This is a genomic window from Frigidibacter oleivorans (assembly GCF_003993775.1).
Lineage (GTDB): Bacteria > Pseudomonadota > Alphaproteobacteria > Rhodobacterales > Rhodobacteraceae > Frigidibacter > Frigidibacter oleivorans.
On sequence record NZ_RJRZ01000016.1, the window covers coordinates 25,906 to 43,744 of the forward strand.

Annotated in this window: 23 protein-coding genes; 11 read left to right on the top strand and 12 right to left on the bottom strand. The window is 68.9% G+C overall.

The genetic code is table 11. The features are described 5' to 3' along the window. Positions 1–23: 23 nt before the first annotated feature. Entirely contained in the window at positions 24–842 is an 819-nt protein-coding gene (locus EEY80_RS16230) for an SDR family NAD(P)-dependent oxidoreductase (RefSeq protein ID WP_126978270.1), read from the bottom strand. A 96-nt stretch (positions 843–938) separates the two neighbouring features. On the opposite strand from EEY80_RS16230, the gene EEY80_RS16235 reads away from it, so the two are divergent. After that, positions 939–1,847, top strand: coding sequence for a LysR family transcriptional regulator (locus EEY80_RS16235; protein ID WP_126978272.1), 909 nt, complete (start codon positions 939–941; stop codon positions 1,845–1,847). Between the two features lie 9 nt (positions 1,848–1,856). On the opposite strand, the gene EEY80_RS16240 is transcribed toward EEY80_RS16235, so the two are convergent. Then, positions 1,857–2,354 carry a GNAT family N-acetyltransferase gene (locus EEY80_RS16240; protein ID WP_126978274.1) on the bottom strand — a complete coding sequence of 166 codons (498 nt, stop codon included), beginning with the start codon at positions 2,352–2,354 and terminating at the stop codon, positions 1,857–1,859. A gap of 168 nt (positions 2,355–2,522) precedes the next feature. On the opposite strand from EEY80_RS16240, the gene ugpB reads away from it, so the two are divergent. From ugpB to EEY80_RS16260, 4 genes are all read left to right on the top strand, one after another. Beyond that, positions 2,523–3,848, top strand: a complete 1,326-nt coding sequence (gene ugpB / locus EEY80_RS16245) for a sn-glycerol-3-phosphate ABC transporter substrate-binding protein UgpB (RefSeq protein ID WP_126978276.1) — start codon at positions 2,523–2,525, stop codon at positions 3,846–3,848. 65 nt (positions 3,849–3,913) lie between these two features. Continuing rightward, entirely contained in the window at positions 3,914–4,792 is an 879-nt protein-coding gene (ugpA, locus tag EEY80_RS16250; RefSeq protein WP_126978278.1) for a sn-glycerol-3-phosphate ABC transporter permease UgpA, read from the top strand. Between the two features lies 1 nt (position 4,793). Then, on the top strand, positions 4,794–5,642 hold the full coding sequence (ugpE, locus tag EEY80_RS16255) for a sn-glycerol-3-phosphate ABC transporter permease UgpE (RefSeq protein ID WP_126978280.1): 849 nt from the start codon (positions 4,794–4,796) through the stop codon (positions 5,640–5,642). Position 5,643: 1 nt separating this feature from the next. Then, positions 5,644–6,726 (top strand): sn-glycerol-3-phosphate import ATP-binding protein UgpC, encoded by a 1,083-nt coding sequence (locus tag EEY80_RS16260; RefSeq protein ID WP_126978282.1) that lies wholly within the window; start codon positions 5,644–5,646, stop codon positions 6,724–6,726. A 6-nt stretch (positions 6,727–6,732) separates the two neighbouring features. On the opposite strand, the gene EEY80_RS16265 is transcribed toward EEY80_RS16260, so the two are convergent. From EEY80_RS16265 to nth, 4 genes are all read right to left on the bottom strand, one after another. Then, positions 6,733–7,398: a sulfotransferase family protein gene (locus EEY80_RS16265; protein WP_126978284.1), complete on the bottom strand. Its 666-nt coding sequence runs from the start codon at positions 7,396–7,398 to the stop codon at positions 6,733–6,735. Between the two features lie 58 nt (positions 7,399–7,456). Beyond that, the gene (locus EEY80_RS16270) at positions 7,457–8,422 is read right to left on the bottom strand and encodes a DMT family transporter (protein ID WP_235829880.1); all 966 of its coding nucleotides are present in this window, start codon (positions 8,420–8,422) and stop codon (positions 7,457–7,459) included. Between the two features lie 73 nt (positions 8,423–8,495). After that, positions 8,496–9,488, bottom strand: a complete 993-nt coding sequence (locus EEY80_RS16275) for an adenosine kinase (protein WP_235829881.1) — start codon at positions 9,486–9,488, stop codon at positions 8,496–8,498. Then, the gene (gene nth / locus EEY80_RS16280; protein ID WP_126978288.1) at positions 9,485–10,129 is read right to left on the bottom strand and encodes an endonuclease III; all 645 of its coding nucleotides are present in this window, start codon (positions 10,127–10,129) and stop codon (positions 9,485–9,487) included. The genes EEY80_RS16275 and nth overlap by 4 nt, the downstream gene beginning before the upstream one ends. Positions 10,130–10,260: 131 nt before the next feature. Here nth and EEY80_RS16285 point away from each other — a divergent pair, with 131 nt between their 5' ends. Together EEY80_RS16285 and EEY80_RS16290 are read left to right on the top strand one after the other, a co-directional pair. Further along, the gene (locus tag EEY80_RS16285; RefSeq protein WP_126978290.1) at positions 10,261–11,163 is read left to right on the top strand and encodes a methylated-DNA--[protein]-cysteine S-methyltransferase; all 903 of its coding nucleotides are present in this window, start codon (positions 10,261–10,263) and stop codon (positions 11,161–11,163) included. Between the two features lie 127 nt (positions 11,164–11,290). Next, entirely contained in the window at positions 11,291–11,953 is a 663-nt protein-coding gene (locus EEY80_RS16290) for an OmpA family protein (protein ID WP_126978292.1), read from the top strand. Between the two features lie 79 nt (positions 11,954–12,032). Here EEY80_RS16290 and EEY80_RS16295 read toward each other — a convergent pair whose 3' ends face one another. Next, a complete protein-coding gene (locus EEY80_RS16295; RefSeq protein ID WP_205749143.1) occupies positions 12,033–12,422 on the bottom strand; it encodes a GFA family protein in 390 nt (129 codons plus the stop codon). Between the two features lie 116 nt (positions 12,423–12,538). Here EEY80_RS16295 and EEY80_RS16300 point away from each other — a divergent pair, with 116 nt between their 5' ends. Further along, positions 12,539–13,306: a FadR/GntR family transcriptional regulator gene (locus EEY80_RS16300; protein WP_126978294.1), complete on the top strand. Its 768-nt coding sequence runs from the start codon at positions 12,539–12,541 to the stop codon at positions 13,304–13,306. 75 nt (positions 13,307–13,381) lie between these two features. On the opposite strand, the gene EEY80_RS16305 is transcribed toward EEY80_RS16300, so the two are convergent. The 5 genes from EEY80_RS16305 to EEY80_RS16325 all read right to left on the bottom strand — a co-directional run bounded on the left by EEY80_RS16305 (position 13,382) and on the right by EEY80_RS16325 (position 15,986). After that, a complete protein-coding gene (locus EEY80_RS16305; RefSeq protein ID WP_126978296.1) occupies positions 13,382–13,936 on the bottom strand; it encodes a F0F1 ATP synthase subunit B in 555 nt (184 codons plus the stop codon). A gap of 4 nt (positions 13,937–13,940) precedes the next feature. Then, positions 13,941–14,516, bottom strand: coding sequence for a F0F1 ATP synthase subunit B' (locus EEY80_RS16310; protein ID WP_126978298.1), 576 nt, complete (start codon positions 14,514–14,516; stop codon positions 13,941–13,943). A gap of 81 nt (positions 14,517–14,597) precedes the next feature. Continuing rightward, the gene (locus tag EEY80_RS16315; protein WP_126978300.1) at positions 14,598–14,831 is read right to left on the bottom strand and encodes a F0F1 ATP synthase subunit C; all 234 of its coding nucleotides are present in this window, start codon (positions 14,829–14,831) and stop codon (positions 14,598–14,600) included. Positions 14,832–14,884: 53 nt separating this feature from the next. After that, a complete protein-coding gene (locus EEY80_RS16320) occupies positions 14,885–15,664 on the bottom strand; it encodes a F0F1 ATP synthase subunit A (RefSeq protein WP_126978302.1) in 780 nt (259 codons plus the stop codon). Further along, entirely contained in the window at positions 15,651–15,986 is a 336-nt protein-coding gene (locus EEY80_RS16325; protein ID WP_126978304.1) for an AtpZ/AtpI family protein, read from the bottom strand. The genes EEY80_RS16320 and EEY80_RS16325 overlap by 14 nt, the downstream gene beginning before the upstream one ends. A gap of 215 nt (positions 15,987–16,201) precedes the next feature. Between EEY80_RS16325 and EEY80_RS16330 the strand changes: the two genes are divergently transcribed. From EEY80_RS16330 to EEY80_RS16340, 3 genes are all read left to right on the top strand, one after another. Next, positions 16,202–16,660 carry an ArsR/SmtB family transcription factor gene (locus tag EEY80_RS16330; protein ID WP_126978306.1) on the top strand — a complete coding sequence of 153 codons (459 nt, stop codon included), beginning with the start codon at positions 16,202–16,204 and terminating at the stop codon, positions 16,658–16,660. Beyond that, a complete protein-coding gene (locus EEY80_RS16335) occupies positions 16,633–17,118 on the top strand; it encodes an ureidoglycolate lyase (protein ID WP_126978308.1) in 486 nt (161 codons plus the stop codon). Before EEY80_RS16330 ends, EEY80_RS16335 begins: the two co-directional genes overlap by 28 nt. Positions 17,119–17,274: 156 nt before the next feature. Continuing rightward, the gene (locus tag EEY80_RS16340; protein ID WP_126978310.1) at positions 17,275–17,778 is read left to right on the top strand and encodes a GbsR/MarR family transcriptional regulator; all 504 of its coding nucleotides are present in this window, start codon (positions 17,275–17,277) and stop codon (positions 17,776–17,778) included. Positions 17,779–17,839: the final 61 nt, after the last annotated feature.

Below are 17,839 nucleotides of genomic sequence, written 5' to 3' on the forward strand. Positions count from 1 at the left end.
GCGGCCCCTGTCCGACGAATGTGTCAGGCCCGCGCGCGCGAGGCCGCGATCTCGGCCGCGAGCTGGCGGGATTTCGCGCCGGCCCAGTCATGGGCATCCGCCCCGAACAACAGCCGCTGCGCCGGGTCGGGCGTGGATGCCTCGGCCACGATCAGGGCGGACAGTACCTCGGGATCGTTCTGCTGGGTGCCGTTCGCCGCTGCGATGAACGACCGGAACCCGGCCACCGCCTCGGCATAATCCGCGATCTCGATCTCTCCCTGCCGGACGGTGGAGGGGTCGAGGAAATTCGTGCGCATCATCCCCGGCTCGACGATCAGCGACCGGATGCCCAGCGGGGCGATTTCGGCGGCAAGCCCCTCCATCCAGCCCTCCAGCGCGAATTTCGACGCGGCGTAGACCGAGCCGCCGGGGTTCGAGACGAGGCCGTTCACCGACGAGATGGCGATGACAAGCCCCGACCGTTGCCGCCGCATCACGGGCAGCACCGCCCGCGCCACGTTCATCGCCCCGAAGAGGTTGATCTCGAACTGCCGCCGCACGTCCCGATCCGGGATCGTCTCGAACCATCCCAGCTGCGCGCGGCCGGCATTGTTGACCAGGATGTCGATCCGGCCGAATGCCGCGACGGCCGCGTCCCGTGCGGCCGCGGCGGCCATGGCATCGGTCACGTCGAGCGGCCGCACCAGCAGGCGGTCCTCCGCGACACCCAGCCCTTCGGCAAGCCCGTCGACGGTCCGGCTGGTGGCCACGACCCTGTCTCCCGCGGCCAACGCATCGCGCGCCAGCAGATACCCCAGCCCCCGGCCTGCCCCGGTGATGAACCATACCTTGTCTGTCATTTATCAGTTCTCCTGCTAACGGAACAGGATCTGCGCATTGGAAAGACCGAAGTTTAGGGCTGGGCAGATTGTCGGAGCGAGTAGTAGAAATACTGAATGGACCCGCGAAAACTTTCCGACCTCGTCGTCTTCCACCGGGTCGCGGCAGAGCGCAGCTTCACCGCCGCGGCGCGAAGTCTGGGGGTGACCCAGTCCGCCGTCAGCCAGACGGTGAAGCGCCTCGAGGGCGAGATGGGGATCAGGCTGCTGTCCCGCTCGACCCGCAGCCTTGCGCCCACCGCCGCGGGCGAACGGCTGCTGGATACGCTGGTTCCGCTGATCGCGGACATGGATGCCGAGATCGAGGACCTTGCCCGGCTGCGCGAACAGCCGGGCGGGCGGCTGCGGGTGACCTGCGGCAAACATGCCGCCGACACGCTGGTCTGGCCCGCCTTCGCGCGGCTGATCGCGAAACATCCCGAGATCGAGGGCGAACTGAGCGTGGAGAACCGCCATGTCGACATCGTGGCCGAACGGTTCGATGCCGGAATACGGCTGCGCGAGGATCTGCAGATGGACATGGTCGCCGTTCCGGTGGGGCCGCCCCTGCGGATCGTGGTCGTGGGCGCGCCAGGCTATCTGGCCAGACGCGATCCGCCCCGCCGGCCGCGCGATCTGTCGGCGCATCGCTGCATCGGCTTCAGAAATGCCGGCGGCATCCTGTCGCCCTGGTCGTTCGAGAAGGATGGGCATGTGGAGACGGTCCGGCTGTCGCCGTCGCTTGTCGTGAATGACGGCGACGCGCTGGTCGGGGCGGCCTGCGCGGGGATCGGCCTTGCCTATATGCTGAAGGACCTCGCCGCGCCCGCCCTCGGGGCAGGACATCTTGTCGAGGTTCTCGGGGACTGGTGCCCGCCGTTTCCGGGCTACCATGCCTTCTATTCCAGCCGGCGCCAGCCGACCCGCGCCTTCACGCTGTTTCTCGACGCCCTGCGGCAGGAAGCCCGCGCGGCAACCGGGGAATAGGCGGCGCGCCTACAGCCGGTAGACCTTCGAGATGCGGTCGACCGGCGTGCCGTCGGCCAGCGGCACCGCCGGGGTCACCCGGTCGTCCTGGAACCCCATCGCCGCATAGAAGGCCAGACCGCCGGTATTGTCGGCGCGGATCGTGGCGTCGATGGCGGCTATGCCGTTGCGCGCGGCCCAGTCCCGCGTCGCCGCGAACAGCGCCCGCCCCGCCCCCGGCAGCGGGTCGTCGCGGCGGGTGAAGGTGCCGATCGTCACCCAGTCCCGGGGCAGGGCGGGATGGCGGGCGACGCTCTGGAACCCGGCGGGCCGGCCCCCGGGGTCCAGCGCCACGAAGGTGGCCACCGCCTCGGCCCCCGGCAGGTAATGGGCGGTGAAGCCCGCCGCGTCGAAGGGCGTCTGATGCGCGGTGGTGCCGCCGGCCGCGATGATCGCGTTGATCAGCGCCACCAGCGCCGGCACATCCTCGGGCCGGGCGGGGCGTGTGGCGATGTCGGGACGGGTCATGGGCGCTTCCGGATCGGGTCGGGTGGCGGCAGCCTGCCGCGCCGGGGCAGCCGAGGCAAGGACGGCCGCGCCCGGGGGGTCTGTCACAAAACCGCAGCGGAACCCCAGCATCACTGATACATCCCGCCCCTAAGACCCCTCCATCCGCTAGAACCCGAGGGGCTTACCATGATCCGTAACCTTGCTGTTTCCGGCCTCGCGCTGGCCGCGTCGATGACCGCCGCCGCCGCGCAGGAGCGTGTCGAAATCCAGTGGTGGCATGCCATGGGCGGCGAGCTTGGCACCAAGCTCGAAGAGATCGTGAAGGGCTATAACGAAAGCCAGGACCAGTACACCGTGGTCCCGTCCTTCAAGGGCACCTATCCTGAGACGATGACCGCCGCCATCGCCGCCTTCCGCGCCAACGAGCAGCCGACGATCGTGCAGGTCTTCGAGGTCGGCACCGGCACGATGATGGCCGCCAAGGGCGCGATCTACCCGGTCTATCAGCTGATGCAGGACGCGGGCGAGGACTTCGACCCGTCGAGCTTCCTGTCGGCGGTCGTCGGCTATTACACCGACACGGAAGGCAACATGCTGTCGATGCCCTTCAACAGCTCGACCCCGATCCTCTACTACAACAAGGACGTGTTCGAGAAGGCGGGCCTCGACCGCGAGACCCCGCCCACGACCTGGGCCGAGGTGGTCGATTTCTCGCAGAAGATCATGGAATCCGGCGCCGCCCCCTGCGGCTTCACCACCGGCTGGATCAGCTGGGTCCAGCTGGAAAACCTGTCGGCCTGGCACAACCAGCCGATCGGCACGCTCGAAAACGGCTTCGGCGGTCTGGAAGCCGAGCTGACGGTGAACGGCCCGGTGCAGGTCCAGCACTGGACCAACCTCGCCCAGTGGCAGAAGGACGGAATCTTCCAGTATGGCGGGCCGGGCGGCGGCAACGACGCCCCGCCGAAGTTCTACGCGCAGGAATGCGCCATGTACATGAACTCCTCGGCCAGCCGCGCGGGCGTCGTCGCCAACGCGCAGGACTTCGAGGTGGGCTATGGCATGCTGCCCTATTACGACGATGTCGAGGGCGCGCCGCAGAACTCGATCATCGGCGGCGCGACCCTCTGGGTGCTGCAGGGCCATGACGAAGAGGAATACAAGGCCGCAGCCGACTTCTTCACGTACCTCTCCTCGCCCGAGGTGCAGGCCGACTGGCACCAGTTCTCGGGCTACCTGCCGATCACCCAGGCCGCCTATGACCTGTCGACCGAACAGGGCTTCTACGACCAGAACCCCGGCACCGACGTGTCGATCAAGCAGATCACGCTCAACCCGCCGACCGAGAACTCCAAGGGCCTGCGCTTCGGCAACTACGTGCAGATCCGCACCGTGATCGACGAAGAGTTCCAGGCGCTGCTGGCCGGCCAGAAACACGCGCAGGGCGCGCTGGACGCGGTGGTGGAGCGTGGCAACGCGCTGATCCGCGAGTTCGAAGCGGCGAACAAGTAAGATCGTCCGATGACAGCCGGGCCCGCGCCATGTCGCGCGGGCCCGTTCTGCCTTGAAAGCCCCGCATGAAACGCACGATCTTCGGCCATCGCCTGCTGCCCTGGCTGCTGCTGTTTCCGCAGCTGGCGGTTACCTTCGTCTTCTTCCTCTGGCCGGCGGGCCAGGCCGCGCGGCAAAGTTTCCTGCGCGAGGATGCGTTCGGGCTGAAGACGGAATTCGTGGGTCTTGCGAACTATGCGGCGCTGTTCCGCGACCCGCTCTACCTCAACTCGCTGCAGGTCACGGTGGTCTTCTCCGTCGCGGTGGCGGTGCTGTCGATGGGCACGGCGCTGCTGTTCGCGCTGGCGGTGGACCGGATGCTGCGCAGCGCGCGGGCCTATACCACGCTGATCGTCTGGCCCTATGCGGTCGCCCCGGCGATTGCGGGGATCATGTGGTGGTTCATCTTCAACCCCACCATCGGCATCATGCCCTATCTGCTCGACATCGCGGGCTATGACTGGAACCACGGGATCGACACGACCGACGCGATGATCCTCGTCGTCATCGCCTCGAGCTGGAAGCAGATCAGCTACAACTTCCTGTTCTTCGTGGCCGGGCTGCAGGCGATCCCGGCCAGCCTGCGCGAGGCCGCGGCCATCGACGGGGCGGGGCCGGTGAAGCGGTTCTTCACCGTGACCTTCCCGCTGCTGTCGCCCACCACCTTCTTCCTGCTGGTGGTGAACGTGACCTACACGCTGTTCGACACCTTCCCGGTGATCCACGCCACCACCGAGGGCGGCCCGGCGCAATCGACCAACATCCTCGTCTACAAGGTCTTCGTCGACGGGTTCATCGGGCTGAACCTCGGTTCGTCCGCCGCGCAGTCGGTGGTGCTGATGGCGATCGTGATCGCGCTGACCGCGATCCAGTTCCGCTGGATCGAGCGGCGGGTGGAATACTGAGATGGTCGAGAAACGTCCCTTCCTGCACCTTCTGGCGCATCTGGTGCTGATCCTCGGCGTGCTGATCGTGGCCTTCCCGGTCTGGCTGGCCTTCGTCGCCTCGACCCACGAACCCACCGCCTTCACCAGCGGGGTGATCCCGCTGCTGCCGGGGTCCAACGGGGTCGAGACCTATGCCACCATGCTCGGCACCGGGATGTCCACGTCGGGCGCGCCGCCGCTGGGGCTCTTGCTGTGGAACAGCTTCGTCATGGCGATGCTGATCGCGGTGGGCAAGATCGCGATCTCGATCCTGTCGGCCTTCGCCATCGTCTATTTCCGCTTTCCGCTGCGCAGCCTCGCCTTCTGGTGCATCTTCATCACCCTGATGCTGCCGGTCGAGGTGCGGATCGTGCCGACCTTCAAGGTGGTGGCCGATCTGGGCCTGCTGAACAGCTATGCCGGGCTGACGGTTCCGCTGATCGCCTCGGCCACCGCGACCTTCCTGTTCCGGCAGGTGTTCCTGACCATCCCGGACGAACTGACCGAGGCGGCGCGGATCGACGGGGCGGGGCCGATGAAGTTCTTCCGCGACATCCTCGTGCCGCTCAGCCGCACCAATATCGCGGCGCTGTTCGTGATCCTGTTCATCTATGGCTGGAACCAGTATCTGTGGCCGCTGCTGGTGACGACGGATGCGAAATTCTACACCGTGGTCGCGGCGATCAAGCGCATGGCCGAGGTGACGGATGCGCAGCCGCAATGGAATTTCGTCATGGCCACCGCGGTCATGGCGATGCTGCCGCCGGTTCTGGTGGTGATCCTGATGCAAAGGCTCTTCGTGAAGGGCCTCGTCGAGACGGAGAAGTGACATGGCGCGGATCACGCTGAAGGGCGTCGGCAAGGTCTATGCGGGCGGCACCCGCGCCGTGGGCGGCGTCGACATCGAGGTGGCGGATGGCGAGTTCCTGGTGCTGGTCGGACCGTCGGGCTGCGGCAAGTCCACGCTGCTGCGGATGATCGCGGGGCTGGAGACGATCAGCGAGGGCACCATCGCCATCGGCGACCGGGTGGTGAACGAGGTGGAGCCCGCCGACCGCGACATCGCGATGGTGTTCCAGAACTACGCGCTGTACCCGCACATGACGGTGCGCCAGAACCTCGCCTACGGGCTGAAGAACCGCCGCACCCCCAAGGCCGAGATCGAGCGCCGCGTGGCCGAGGCGGCGCGGATGCTGGAAATCGGGCCCTATCTGGACCGCAAGCCCCGCGCCCTGTCCGGCGGCCAGCGGCAGCGGGTGGCGATGGGCCGCGCGATCGTGCGCGAACCTGCGGTCTTCCTGTTCGACGAGCCGCTGTCGAACCTCGACGCCAAGCTGCGGGTGCAGATGCGGGGCGAGATCAAGCAGCTGCAGGCCCGGCTCGGCACCACCTCGGTCTATGTCACCCATGACCAGCTGGAGGCGATGACGCTGGCGCACCGGCTGGCGGTGCTGAACGGCGGCAAGGTCGAACAGATCGGCGCGCCGCTGGAACTGTATCACCGCCCGGCCTCGACCTTCGTCGCCGCGTTCATCGGCTCGCCGGCGATGAACCTGATCGACGCTGAACTGGTCGCGGGCCAGCCCCGGATCGGCGAGACGATGCTGGGCGAGGTCACGGGCGGGCGGGGTCAGGTGATCCTCGGCATCCGGCCCGAGGATCTGCGCCCCGTGCCCGCGCGTACCCCCGGTGCCGTCCCGGCCCGGTTGTCCTATGTCGAGGAACTGGGCGCGCAGCGGCTGGTCCATGCCCATGTCGAGGGCCAGCCCGTGGTGGCGGCGGTGCCGGCGGGCACCGACCTGCCCGAAACGCTGCACCTGCTGCCGGCGCGGGGCGCGCTGCACCTGTTCGACGTGACGACGGGACAGCGCCTGCAGGTCGAGGCCGAGGCGGCGGACAGCATCTTTGCCTGAGGCCCTTCAGCCCGGCGGATCGGGGTCGAAGCGATAGCCGAAGCGGGCGATGTCCTCGGCGGCGATCTCGGCCACGCGGGCGGCGGCGGCATCGGAATAGAGCGTCCGCCAGTCGCGCGGCCGGTCCGAGGCATTGACCCGCGACAGGGCCGGCAGTTTCAGGTCCAGGAGCGTTTCCAGCCGGGGAATGTCCTCGTCCAGACGCTCCAGCCGCAGGAACAGGGTGCACCGGTCCACGCCGCCGGCATCGCGGACATAGCTGCCATAGGGCGCGGCGGCCAAGGGCACCCGGATCTGCGGATGGTCGAGGAAGGCGTCGAAGGCCAGCGTCTTCGACAGGGCCACGGCGGGATGGCCGAAGGCCTGCCCGCGCAGCCAGTGGTAATAGCTGGCGATCCGGTCCCAGGGGTTGCGGACCAGCGTGAAGACCCGGTAGCGCGGCGTCTGATCGGCCGTCACGATCCCGTCGATATCGGCCAGCGTCGAATGCTTCCACAGCCGTCCCGCCGTATGCAGCCCCTTCAGCCGTCCGCGCCGGGCGCGCGCCTTGGGCGTGTCGCCGATCAGGATGTCGTCCTTCATCGCCCGCGCCTCGAGCGCCAGCGCCAGCGCGGTGCCGCCGGTCTTGGGAATATGGACGAAGATGGCGCGCCGCCCGGGCGAGATGATCATGGCGCAATCCTCTGGTCCGGGTCAGGGTGCCAGCGCCGGGCCGTGCCCGCAAGCCGGCTCAGCCGCCGCCGCCGTCGCGCGCCCCGCGCAGCGCGATGACCGTTCCCGCCGCCACGATCAGCAGGATGCCGGCCAGCGCGCGCGGTTCCAGTACATCGCCCTGCAGCAGCCAGCCCCAGATGGCGGCGCAGGGCAGGAACAGGTATTCCAGCACCGAGGCGCGGCTGGCATCGGCCAGCTGATAGCTGCGCGTGGCCATGTACATCGCGAACACCGCCCCCGCCGCCTGGATGCAGAGCCATCCCATCGTTTCCGGCGAGGGCAGCACCGGCGGGCGCAGCACGAAACCGGCCGTGCCCGCGGGCGCCGTGCCGCCGAAGGCCGCGAGGACCGCCATTCCCGCCAGCCCGTAGACCAGCAGCCCCGCGAAGAAGCCCGCGGTCAGCGTCGCCGTCGTCTCGCCCGCGCAGCCGCGCCGCGTGGCGATGTTGCCGAGCGCATAGAACACGGCCCCCGCCGCCGGGGCCAGCGCCGCGGGCGACAGCGCATTGCCCCCCGACGGGCCCAGCACCAGCACGGTGCCGGCGAAGCCCGCCGCGACCGCCAGCACCCGCGCGGGACCGATCCTCGCGCCGAAGGCGAAACGGGTGATCAGCAACACGAAGATCGGCGCGGTGAACAGCCCCGCCGCGGCAATGGCGACGGGCAGGAAGGCGAGGCTGCCGAAATAGCACAGCATCGCCGTGCCATGCAGCGCGCTGCGCCCCGCCACCGCCCGCCAGTTGCGGGGGCGCAGCGGAATCCCCGCCACCCGCGCCGCCACCAGCAACAGCAGCAACGCGATGGCGGACCGGGTGGCATGGAACTGCCACAGCCCGATCTCGCCCGCGACGCGGCGCACCTGATTGTCGGTGAAGCCGATCACCACCGTATAGGCCAGCATAGCAGCGACCGCCGCAAGCATGCGTTCCGGCGGCGCGGCCGCGCCGGCCGCCGCGGTGGGCGTGATGTCTGCGCTGCTCATTCCGGGGCCTCCTGCGGGGCCAGTAAACCCGCGCGGACCACCCCGCCGCCTGTCCGAAAGCGACATGCCGGGTTCAGATCAGCCCCTGCGCGTGGAACAGCCGCTTCAGGTCCGTCTCGGGCCGGGCGCCGAAATGGCTGATCACCTCGGCCGCCGCGACACAGCCCATGCGGCCCGCCCGGTCCAGCGGCTGCCCGGTGGCGAGACCATAGAGGAAGCCCGCCGCGAACTGGTCGCCCGCGCCGGTGGCATCGACCGGCACCACCCGGTGCACCGGCACCTCGACCCGCTCGTCGCCCCGGATCAGCACCACATCCGCGCCCGACCGGGTGCAGACCACCAGCCCGCACTCGGCCCGCGCCTGCGCCAGCGCCGCCTCCAGATCCTCGGTCTGGTAGAGCGAGGTCCATTCATGGACATTGCCGATGACGTAATCCATCTCCTCGCGGATCAGGCGGCGGAAATCGGCGCGGTGCCGGTCCACGCAGAACGGGTCCGACAGCGCGATCCCGGTCATCCCGCCGCCCCGGTGGGTGGACCGCGCGGCCTTCAGGAAGGCTTCCTTCCCCTTGTCCTTGTCGAAGAGATACCCTTCGAGGAACAGGATCTCGGCCCCGCCGGTCACCGCCTCGTCCACGTCATCGGGCGACAGGTCGGCCGAGATGCCCAGATAGGTGTTCATCGACCGCTCGCCGTCGGGCGTCACGAAGATCATGCTGCGCGAGGTCGGCAGATCGGCCCCCGGCACCGGCGCGTTCGGGAAATCCGTGCCTTCCGCCGCCATCGAGGCCGCATAGAACCGGCCGAGCGCGTCGTCGCGGACCCGGCCGATGAAGGCGGTGGACAGGCCGAGATTGCCCAGCCCCGCCAGCGTGTTCGCCACCGACCCGCCCGGCGCCTCGGTCCGCTCGCGCATCCCGGCATACAGCACCTCGGCCCGTTCGCGTTCGACCAGTTGCATGATGCCCTTCTCGATCCCCATCAGGTCGAGGAAGCGGTCGTCGGAATGCGACAGGACATCGACGATGGCGTTGCCGATACCGACAACCTGATGGGGCTGGGTCACGCGGTCTTCTCCTCGTAGGGGCAAAATTCGTGGATCGGGCAGATGCCGCATTTCGGCTTGCGGGCCACGCAGATATAGCGGCCATGCAGGATCAGCCAGTGATGGGCATGGGTCTGAAACTCGACGGGCACATTATCCTCGATGGCGCGCTCCACCGCCTCGACATCCTTGCCGGGGCAGATGCCGGTCCGGTTGCCCACGCGGAAGATATGGGTGTCGACCGCCTGCGCCGGATGGTGGAACCACATGCTGAGCACGACATTCGCGGTCTTGCGCCCGACCCCCGGCAGCGATTGCAGCGCCGCACGGGACGAGGGCACCTCGCCCCCGAACCGCTCGATCAGGATTTCCGACAGGCGGATCACGTTCTTCGCCTTCTGGCGGAACAGGCCGATGGTCTTGATCGCGTCGGTCAGCCCGTCGAGCCCGAGCGCCAGCATCTTCTCGGGCGTGTCGGCGATCCGGAACAGCGGCCGCGTCGCCTTGTTCACCCCGGCATCCGTCGCCTGCGCCGACAGCGCCACCGCCACCAGCAGGGTGAAGGCGTTGACATGTTCCAGCTCGCCCTTTGGTTCGGGCTCCACCGCCTGAAAGCGGCCGAAGATCGCGCGAAGCGTATGATAATCCAGCTGGCGGGCCATGACCCCGCTATGCACCGGCCCCGCGCCCCGGGCAAGGTCAGAACCGGAAGCGCAGCTTCCGGGTCGCGGGCGGGGCGGGCCGCGCCTATCTTGCAGGCAGGACGATGACGCATTCCGGGGGAAGGCATCCGATGGACGGCAGCACCGAGACGGCGGAAGACCGCTATCACTACCGCGTCGTGGCGCGGGCGATCCGGCTGATCGAGGAGGCGGGTCCCGACCTGACGCTCGACCGGCTGGCCGGGCAGATGGGCATGAGCGCGCCGCATTTCCAGCGGCTGTTCTCGGCCTGGGCCGGGGTGTCGCCCAAACGCTTCCAGCAATATCTGACGCTGGACCTGTCGCGCCGGCTGCTGGCCGAACGGCGCAGCCTGCTCGACACCGCGCTGGAGGCGGGCCTGTCGGGATCGGGTCGCCTGCACGACCTTTTCCTGCGGTGGGAGGCGATGACGCCCGGCGACTTCGCCAAGGGCGGCGCGGGGCTGACGATCCGCTGGGGCAGCTTCGGCTCGCCCTTCGGGCCGGTGCTGGCTATGGGCACCGCGCGGGGCCTGTGCGGGCTGGCCTTCACCGATGCGGTGGGCGAAGCGGCGGCCTTCGCCGACCTCGCCGGGCGCTGGCCCGCCGCGACCCTGAGCGAAGACCCCGAAGCGCTGCGGCCATGGGTCGAGGCGGCCTTTGCGGGCGGGCGGACGCCGGTGCAGGCGGTGGGCGGCCCGTTCCAGATCAAGGTATGGGAGGCGCTGCTGCGCGTTCCCGCCGGCGAGGTCACGACCTATGGCGATATCGCCGCGGCTATCGGCAACCCCGGCGCGGTGCGGGCGGTGGGCACCGCGGTGGGACGCAACCCGCTGGCCTTCCTGATCCCCTGCCACCGGGTGATCGCGGGGTCGGGGGCGCTGGCCGGCTATCACTGGGGCCTGCCGGTGAAACGGGCGCTGCTGGCCTGGGAAACGGCCCGGGCCGAGGCGGGGACAGGTGCGGGCGGCCCAGCCGGCCCGGCATCGCCGACACATGCGCTCGCCGGGATGTGATGGGCGAAAAGCCGCTTCCGGCCCACCAGCCGCTGCACGACCGCACGGAACCTCTGCTATAGGTCGCACGATGTGCCCAAGGGGCGGGATGAAACCCGCGGAGGCACCGGCAAGAGAGGCGGCAGTCATGACCTTCAACAAGACCTTCATCCTCGCCATCGCGGGCAGCCTCGGCCTGTCCGCCTGCGTGGACAATTCGGGCGGCTACTACGGCGGCCAGCCCCAGACCAACAATGCCCGCAACGCGGCCATCGCCGGCGCGGTGGTCGGCGGCGTCCTTGGGGCGACGGCCGATGGCGACGAACGGCTGACCAAGGCCGCCGCGGGCGCCATCGCCGGCGCGGCCATCGGCGGCGTGGCGGGCTCGCTGCTGGACCGGCAGGCGCAGGAACTGCAGGGGCAGCTCGGCAACGGCACCACGGTGACCAACACCGGTTCGAACCTCGTGGTGAACATGCCGGAAAGCGTCCTCTTCGCGGTAGACAGCGCCACCGTGTCGCAATCCAGCGTCAACAACCTCTACACCCTGGCCGACAGCCTGAACCGCTATCCGAACACCTCGGTGCAGGTCGTGGGCCATACCGACTCCACCGGGTCCGAGGCCTATAACCAGGACCTGTCGCAGCGCCGCGCCTCGGCCGTGGCGCAGGTGCTGCGGACCAGCGGCGTGGCCCCGGGGCGGATCACCTTCTACGGGCAGGGCGAAAGCCGCCCGGTGGCCAGCAACGCCACCGAATCCGGCCGCGCGCAGAACCGCCGGGTCGAGATCATCATCACGCCGAACCAGTAAGGTCGGCGCCGAAGATCGAAGGGAGGGCCGGGCCGGAAGGTCCGGCCCTTCTCATTTCGGGGCCGTCACGCCGCGGCCGTCACTGCAGGTTCTGCGGCACGCCGTCGGCGATGTCGTAATAGTCGCCCTTGTCGGCGGTGAAGATGTGCAGCGCCAGCCGGGTGCCGGTCGGCCCGTCGAAGGCCCCCATCGCCACCGCGATCCAGTCATGGTCGCGCGGGTCGAAGAGCAGCGACGACCCGCAGGTCGCGCAAAAGCCGCGCCGCGCCTTGGCGGAGGAGGCATACCAGGTGACATGCTCGGCGCCCTCCACGGCCAGCCGGTCGCGCGGCAGGTCCACCGAGGCCTCGAAATGCCCCGAATGCCTGCGGCAGATCGTGCAGTGGCAGGCGGTGACCTCGGGCAGGTCGCCGGTCACCGTGAAGCGGACCTTGCCGCAAAGGCAGGAGCCCCGATGGATCGCCGTCATTCCGCCCCCCTTTGGCTGCCGGGGCGAGGCTAGCATGGCGCGGGCGGGCGCAGAAGGCGCCCGTTGCGCGCCGCCGGCGCCCGTCCTAAGCCTTGGGCATGGGCGCAGGAGGTGGGATGCCGTTCCGCAAGGTCGAAACCGCGAAGCTGTCGGACTCGGTGGTGCGGCAGATCGAGCTGCTGATCCTTCAGGGCATCCTGCGGCCGGGCGAGCGTCTGCCGGCGGAACGCGAGCTGGCCGAACGGCTGGGCGTGTCGCGGCCCTCGCTGCGCGAGGCGCTGGCCGAGCTGCAGGCGGCTGGGCTGGTCGTCAGCCGTCCCGGCGCGGGGGTCTTCGTGGCCGAGGTTCTGGGCAACGCCTTCTCGCCCGCGCTGATCCGGCTGTTTGCCAGCCATGACGAGGCGGTGTCGGATTACCTCGACTTCCGCCGCGATCTGGAGGGGCTGGCGGCGGAGCGCGCGGCGCGGCTCGGGTCCGACACCGACCTGAAGGTGGTGGCCGCGGTGCTGGCGCGGATGGAGACCGCCCATGCCAAGCGCAACCCCGAGGAAGAGGCGGCGCTGGACGCGCAGTTCCACATGGCGATCCTCGAGGCGAGCCACAACGTCGTGCTGCTGCACATGATGCGGTCGATGTTCGACCTCTTGCGCGAGGGCGTGTTCTACAACCGCCAGATCATGTTCCGCAATCGCAGCACCCGCGACCTGCTGCTGGACCAGCACCGCGCCATCGAGGCGGCGCTGCGCGCCCGCGACCCGCAGGCGGCCCGGACCGCGGTGGAGGCGCATCTCGATTTCATCCGCACCGCACTGGCCGAGCAGGGCCGCAGCGCCCGGAACGAGGCTGTGGCGCAGCTGCGGTTCGAACACGAGCGGGGGCGGTAGAGCAGGGCCCACCGCGAAAGGCAAAAGCCCCGGTCCTGCGACCGGGGCCTTCGCGAAGATCCGGGTGTGGCGCCCTCAGTGCAGCCGGGCCTCGACCTCGCCGATGGCGGCGTCGATCTGGGCCGACTTGTCGGCGGGCTGCATGTCGCGGGCGATGATCTCGCTCGCGGCGGCCACGGCCACCGACACGGCGCGGTTGCGCACCTCGTTCACCGCGGCCTTCTCGGCCGAGGCGATCTGTTCCTCGGCGGCCTTCAGGCGCCGCGCGATCGAGGTCTTCAGGTCGGCCTTCGCCTTGTCGGCGGCGGCCATCGCCTCTTTCTTCGCGGTGGCGACGATGATGTCCGACTGCTCCATCATCTCCTTCTGCTTGCGCTCGTAAGAGGCGAGGATCGTCTGGGCCTCCTCGCGCAGCGCGCGGGCCTCGTCGAGTTCCGCGCGGATCGTCGCGGCGCGCTTGTCCAGCAGCCCGCCGATCAGCGCCGGCACCTTGAAGTAGACGAGGATGCCGACGAACAGCAGGAAGGCCAGGGTGACGATGAAGTCGGTGTTGCCCAGCGAGAAGAAGGGGCCGGTGGCCGCGAGGGCGGGACCGGCGGCCAGCAGCAGAACCGGCAGAAGCATCCGCATGGTCTTACCCCTTGATCCGGGCGGCCACGGCCGCGTCGATGGCACCGGCATCCGCCCGGGCGCCGAAATGGGCGACGATCTCTGCCGCGGCTTCGCGGGCGACGGCATTCACCGCCTCCAGCGCGCCGGCACGGATTTCGCCGATCCGCGCTTCCGATTCCGCCGCCTTCGCCGCGATTTCCGCATCGGCATGGGCAGTCGCGGCGTCTAGGTCGGCCTGGATCTCGGCCTTGGCCGCGGCGACGATCTTCGCCGCCTCGGCCCGGGCATCGGCCAGCGCCTTGGTATAGGCGGCCTCGGCCTCGCGGGCCTTCAGCTTCATCTCCTCGGCGGTGGCGAGGTCGTTGGTGATCGTGCCCGCCCGTTCGGCCAGCACGCCGCCGATGCGGGGCAGGGCGATGCGCGACAGCACGAGGTAGATCACCACCAGCGCGACGAGCAGCCAGAAGATCTGATTCGGAAAGGTTTCGAAGACCAGCTGCGGCATGCCCACGGCACTGCCATGCGCATCGGTGCCGGGCAGCAGCGGATTGACGGCATCCGCCGCATGTGCCGCCGCTTCTTCCGTTGTTGTTGCCATGTCTTTCCCCCGGTCCGGCTGGACCTGTCAAACCGTCGGGCAGGCCCCGCGAGGGGCCCGCCCGGCTTCAGCTTTCGGAGATCAGACCGCGAACAGCAGCAGCAGCGCGACGAGGAACGAGAAGATGCCGAGCGCTTCGGCAAAGGCCATGCCGATGAACAGGGTCGCGGTCTGCGACGCGGCGGCCGAGGGGTTGCGGAGCGCGCCGGCGAGGTAGTTGCCGGCAACGTTGCCCACCCCCATGGCGGCCCCGGCCATGCCGATGCAGGCCAGACCGGCGCCGAGATATTGACCGAGTTGGGCGAGGCTTTCCATGTCGAAGCTCCTTCAGGATTGGAAAGGTTGGAAGATCGGAACCGACCGGGGCCTCAGTGGCCCGGGTGCAGCGCGTCCTTGAGGTAGACGCAGGTGAGGATGGTGAAGACATAGGCCTGGATCAGCGCGACCAGCACCTCGAGCCCGTACATCGCGGTGATGGCGAGGATCGAGACCGGGGCGATGGCGGCGATGGCTGCAAAGCCCGCGAAGACCTTGATCACCGCGTGGCCGGCCATGACGTTGCCCGCAAGTCGGATGGAGTGGCTGACCGGCCGCACGAAGTAGGAGATGACCTCGATCACCGCCAGCACCGGACGCAGCGGCAGCGGCGCCGACGAGACCCAGAACAGGTTCAGGAAATGCGTGCCGTTCTTGACGAAGCCGAGGATGGTGACGCCGAGGAAGACCATCAGCGCCAGCACCGCGGTAACCGCGATATGCGAGGTGGTCGAGAAGGACATCGGGATCAGGCCGAGGAAGTTGGCAAAGACGATGAAGCAGAAGAGCGTCATTACATAGGGGAAGTATTTCAGCCCCTCCTTGCCGGTGATGTCCTCGAGCATCTTGTGGACCATGCCGAAGGTCAGTTCGGCGACCGACTGGGCCCGGCTGGGGACGATGGCGCGCCCGCGCGAACCCACGACCAGCAGCAGCACGATCGCCAGCACCGTGAGCGCCATCCACAGCGTCACATTGGTGGGCGTGTACCAGTGGATCTCTGAGCCGCCGAACAGCGGACGGACCAGGAACTGGTCCATCGGGTGAAAGGCGAGCCCGCCTTCGGCTGCATGTTCGGTCGCGGTTTCCGTCGCCACTTCACTTCCCCTCATCCGCGGCGGCCTCGGCCGCCTGACGTTTTTCCTGCATCTCCGTGGCGGTCCGGATCACGGTCTTGATCCCCGCGGCCAGCCCCAGAAGCACGAACAGCACCATCAGGAACGGCATCGTTCCGAACAGCACATCCAGCCCGTATCCGATGCCGAAGCCGATCCCGATGCCCGAGACCAGTTCGATCACCATGCGCCAGGCCATTTCGGACTGGCTGAAGTTCTTTCCGACCCCACCGGACGCGGCACCGGCCTTTTCCGCTCGGGCCCGTGCCAGCCGCGTTTCGAACGCGTCGAGCCGGGTCTTGTCTGGATCCTCGGCCATGCGGGGCCCCCCGTCGGCAGTTGCGGCCTTGGTAGGGATCGCGGGGGCGTGAGTCAAGGTGCTTCCCGGTCGATGTGATGACGGGCAAACCATTGATTTGTTTATAGAATGACGTGGGTCTCGCGCCGCCCTTCACCTCACGGGATGCGGCTGCGGCGAAAACCGTCATTCAACCGATCGGTTGACGATTGCCGCGACCCTTGCGAAGACGGGTCATGCCAGAGGCGCCCGCCCCCCCTGCCGATACCGAACCGCGCGCGGTTCCGCAGCCGCGGCTCGATGCGGTATTCTCGGCGCTGGCGGACCCGACGCGGCGCACGATCCTTTCGATGCTGCTGGAGGACGACATGGCGGTGACGGATGTGGCCGACCCGTTCCGGATGTCGCTGGCCGCGATCTCCAAACATCTGCAGATCCTCGCCGAGGCCGGGCTGATCAGCCAGGAAAAGCGCGGCCGGGTGAAATGGTGCCGGCTGGAACCGGATGCGCTGCGCGAGGCGAGCGTGTGGATGCAGGGCTTCGGCCAGTTCGACCGGCTGGACTTCGATGCCTTCGAGCGTTTCCTCGCGGTGGAACTCGACCCGCAGCGCGACGGGTTCGACGCGGTTGAGGCCGGCGATGGACCCGGCGCGGAGGAGGACACGGAATGCACGTCATTGCCGCAGAACCGCTGACCGAGCGGGCGTTCGGCCCCTTCGGCGATGTGCTTCAGGCCGAGGGCACGCCGGACCGGATGATCAATGCGGGCCTGTGCGGGCGCTATCACGACCGGGCGCGGCTCGATTTCGGCGACGGTCGGGCCGGGCTGTCGATCTTCGACGCGGTGCCCCGGCAACTGCCCTATGGCTTCGATCTGGTCGAGCGGCACCCCGAGGGCAGCCAGGCCTTCCTGCCGATGTCGCTGCAGCCCTTCCTGGTGATCGTGGCGCCCGATGCGGGCGGGGTGCCGGGCCGGCCGCGCGCCTTCGTCACCGGGCCGGGGCAGGGGATCAACCTGCATCGCGGCACATGGCACGGTGTCCTGACCCCGCTGCATGCGCCCGGCCTCTTCGCCGTGGTGGACCGGATCGGACCCGGCGACAACCTGCAGGAACACCGCTACGAGGCGCCCTGGACGGTGGTGGCGGACTAGGGGTTTCGCCGCCCCGTCCCCCGCCATCTGGGCGGGCAACCGCGCAGGCGCGGCAATGATACCGGTTTCGCCCGTTGCGGTGCGGCGAGCGGGGCTGACAGCGGGCGCGGGCTTCTCTACCATCCTTCCGGCATTCCCGAAGTGCTCGGAGGGGCGATGCTCGACGACGGATTGAAGACGCTCTTTGCCGAAACCGGGGAAAATCTCGGGCTGACGCGGCCCGCCTCGCTGTGTTTCGCGGCCATCTGGCGGGCACCGAATCCCCCCTGTGCCGACGATCTGGTGCAGGTCGCGGGCATCTCGCGATCGAACGTGTCCACCGCGCTGAAGGAGTTGCGGGCCTGGGGCCTCGTCGCCGTCACCCGGGTGCCGGGCGACCGGCGCGAGTTCTTCGTTGCCCCGGCCGACCCCTGGATGCTGGTGCGCCAGATGCTGGCCGAACGCGAACGGCGGGTGCTGAGCCCGGCGGTGGACCGGCTGCGCGCCCTGCGTCAGGTGGCGCCGGACGGGGCGCTGGCCGAACTGTCCGAGGCGCTGGAGACGATGGCGCTGTGGCAGGCGCGGCTGGCCCGGCTGGAGCCCGCGGAACTGCAGCAGCTGATGCAGTCCCCCCCGGCGCCGCAGGACCGCAAGAAAAAGAAGAAATCGAAGAAAAGCTGATCCCGGCTGCCGGCGGCGCGGCCCGGTCGCGGGATGCCTGCGTGCCGCCGCTATTCCTGAT

Coding starts and splice junctions, on each gene's coding strand:
- EEY80_RS16230 (WP_126978270.1), bottom strand. CDS start 842: ATGACAGACAAGGTATGGTTCATCACCGGGGCAGGCCGGGGGCTGGGG.
- EEY80_RS16235 (WP_126978272.1), top strand. CDS start 939: ATGGACCCGCGAAAACTTTCCGACCTCGTCGTCTTCCACCGGGTCGCG.
- EEY80_RS16240 (WP_126978274.1), bottom strand. CDS start 2,354: ATGACCCGTCCCGACATCGCCACACGCCCCGCCCGGCCCGAGGATGTG.
- ugpB (WP_126978276.1), top strand. CDS start 2,523: ATGATCCGTAACCTTGCTGTTTCCGGCCTCGCGCTGGCCGCGTCGATG.
- ugpA (WP_126978278.1), top strand. CDS start 3,914: ATGAAACGCACGATCTTCGGCCATCGCCTGCTGCCCTGGCTGCTGCTG.
- ugpE (WP_126978280.1), top strand. CDS start 4,794: ATGGTCGAGAAACGTCCCTTCCTGCACCTTCTGGCGCATCTGGTGCTG.
- EEY80_RS16260 (WP_126978282.1), top strand. CDS start 5,644: ATGGCGCGGATCACGCTGAAGGGCGTCGGCAAGGTCTATGCGGGCGGC.
- EEY80_RS16265 (WP_126978284.1), bottom strand. CDS start 7,398: ATGATCATCTCGCCCGGGCGGCGCGCCATCTTCGTCCATATTCCCAAG.
- EEY80_RS16270 (WP_235829880.1), bottom strand. CDS start 8,422: ATGAGCAGCGCAGACATCACGCCCACCGCGGCGGCCGGCGCGGCCGCG.
- nth (WP_126978288.1), bottom strand. CDS start 10,129: ATGGCCCGCCAGCTGGATTATCATACGCTTCGCGCGATCTTCGGCCGC.
- EEY80_RS16285 (WP_126978290.1), top strand. CDS start 10,261: ATGGACGGCAGCACCGAGACGGCGGAAGACCGCTATCACTACCGCGTC.
- EEY80_RS16290 (WP_126978292.1), top strand. CDS start 11,291: ATGACCTTCAACAAGACCTTCATCCTCGCCATCGCGGGCAGCCTCGGC.
- EEY80_RS16295 (WP_205749143.1), bottom strand. CDS start 12,422: ATGACGGCGATCCATCGGGGCTCCTGCCTTTGCGGCAAGGTCCGCTTC.
- EEY80_RS16300 (WP_126978294.1), top strand. CDS start 12,539: ATGCCGTTCCGCAAGGTCGAAACCGCGAAGCTGTCGGACTCGGTGGTG.
- EEY80_RS16305 (WP_126978296.1), bottom strand. CDS start 13,936: ATGCGGATGCTTCTGCCGGTTCTGCTGCTGGCCGCCGGTCCCGCCCTC.
- EEY80_RS16310 (WP_126978298.1), bottom strand. CDS start 14,516: ATGGCAACAACAACGGAAGAAGCGGCGGCACATGCGGCGGATGCCGTC.
- EEY80_RS16315 (WP_126978300.1), bottom strand. CDS start 14,831: ATGGAAAGCCTCGCCCAACTCGGTCAATATCTCGGCGCCGGTCTGGCC.
- EEY80_RS16320 (WP_126978302.1), bottom strand. CDS start 15,664: ATGAGGGGAAGTGAAGTGGCGACGGAAACCGCGACCGAACATGCAGCC.
- EEY80_RS16325 (WP_126978304.1), bottom strand. CDS start 15,986: ATGGCCGAGGATCCAGACAAGACCCGGCTCGACGCGTTCGAAACGCGG.
- EEY80_RS16330 (WP_126978306.1), top strand. CDS start 16,202: ATGCCAGAGGCGCCCGCCCCCCCTGCCGATACCGAACCGCGCGCGGTT.
- EEY80_RS16335 (WP_126978308.1), top strand. CDS start 16,633: ATGCACGTCATTGCCGCAGAACCGCTGACCGAGCGGGCGTTCGGCCCC.
- EEY80_RS16340 (WP_126978310.1), top strand. CDS start 17,275: ATGCTCGACGACGGATTGAAGACGCTCTTTGCCGAAACCGGGGAAAAT.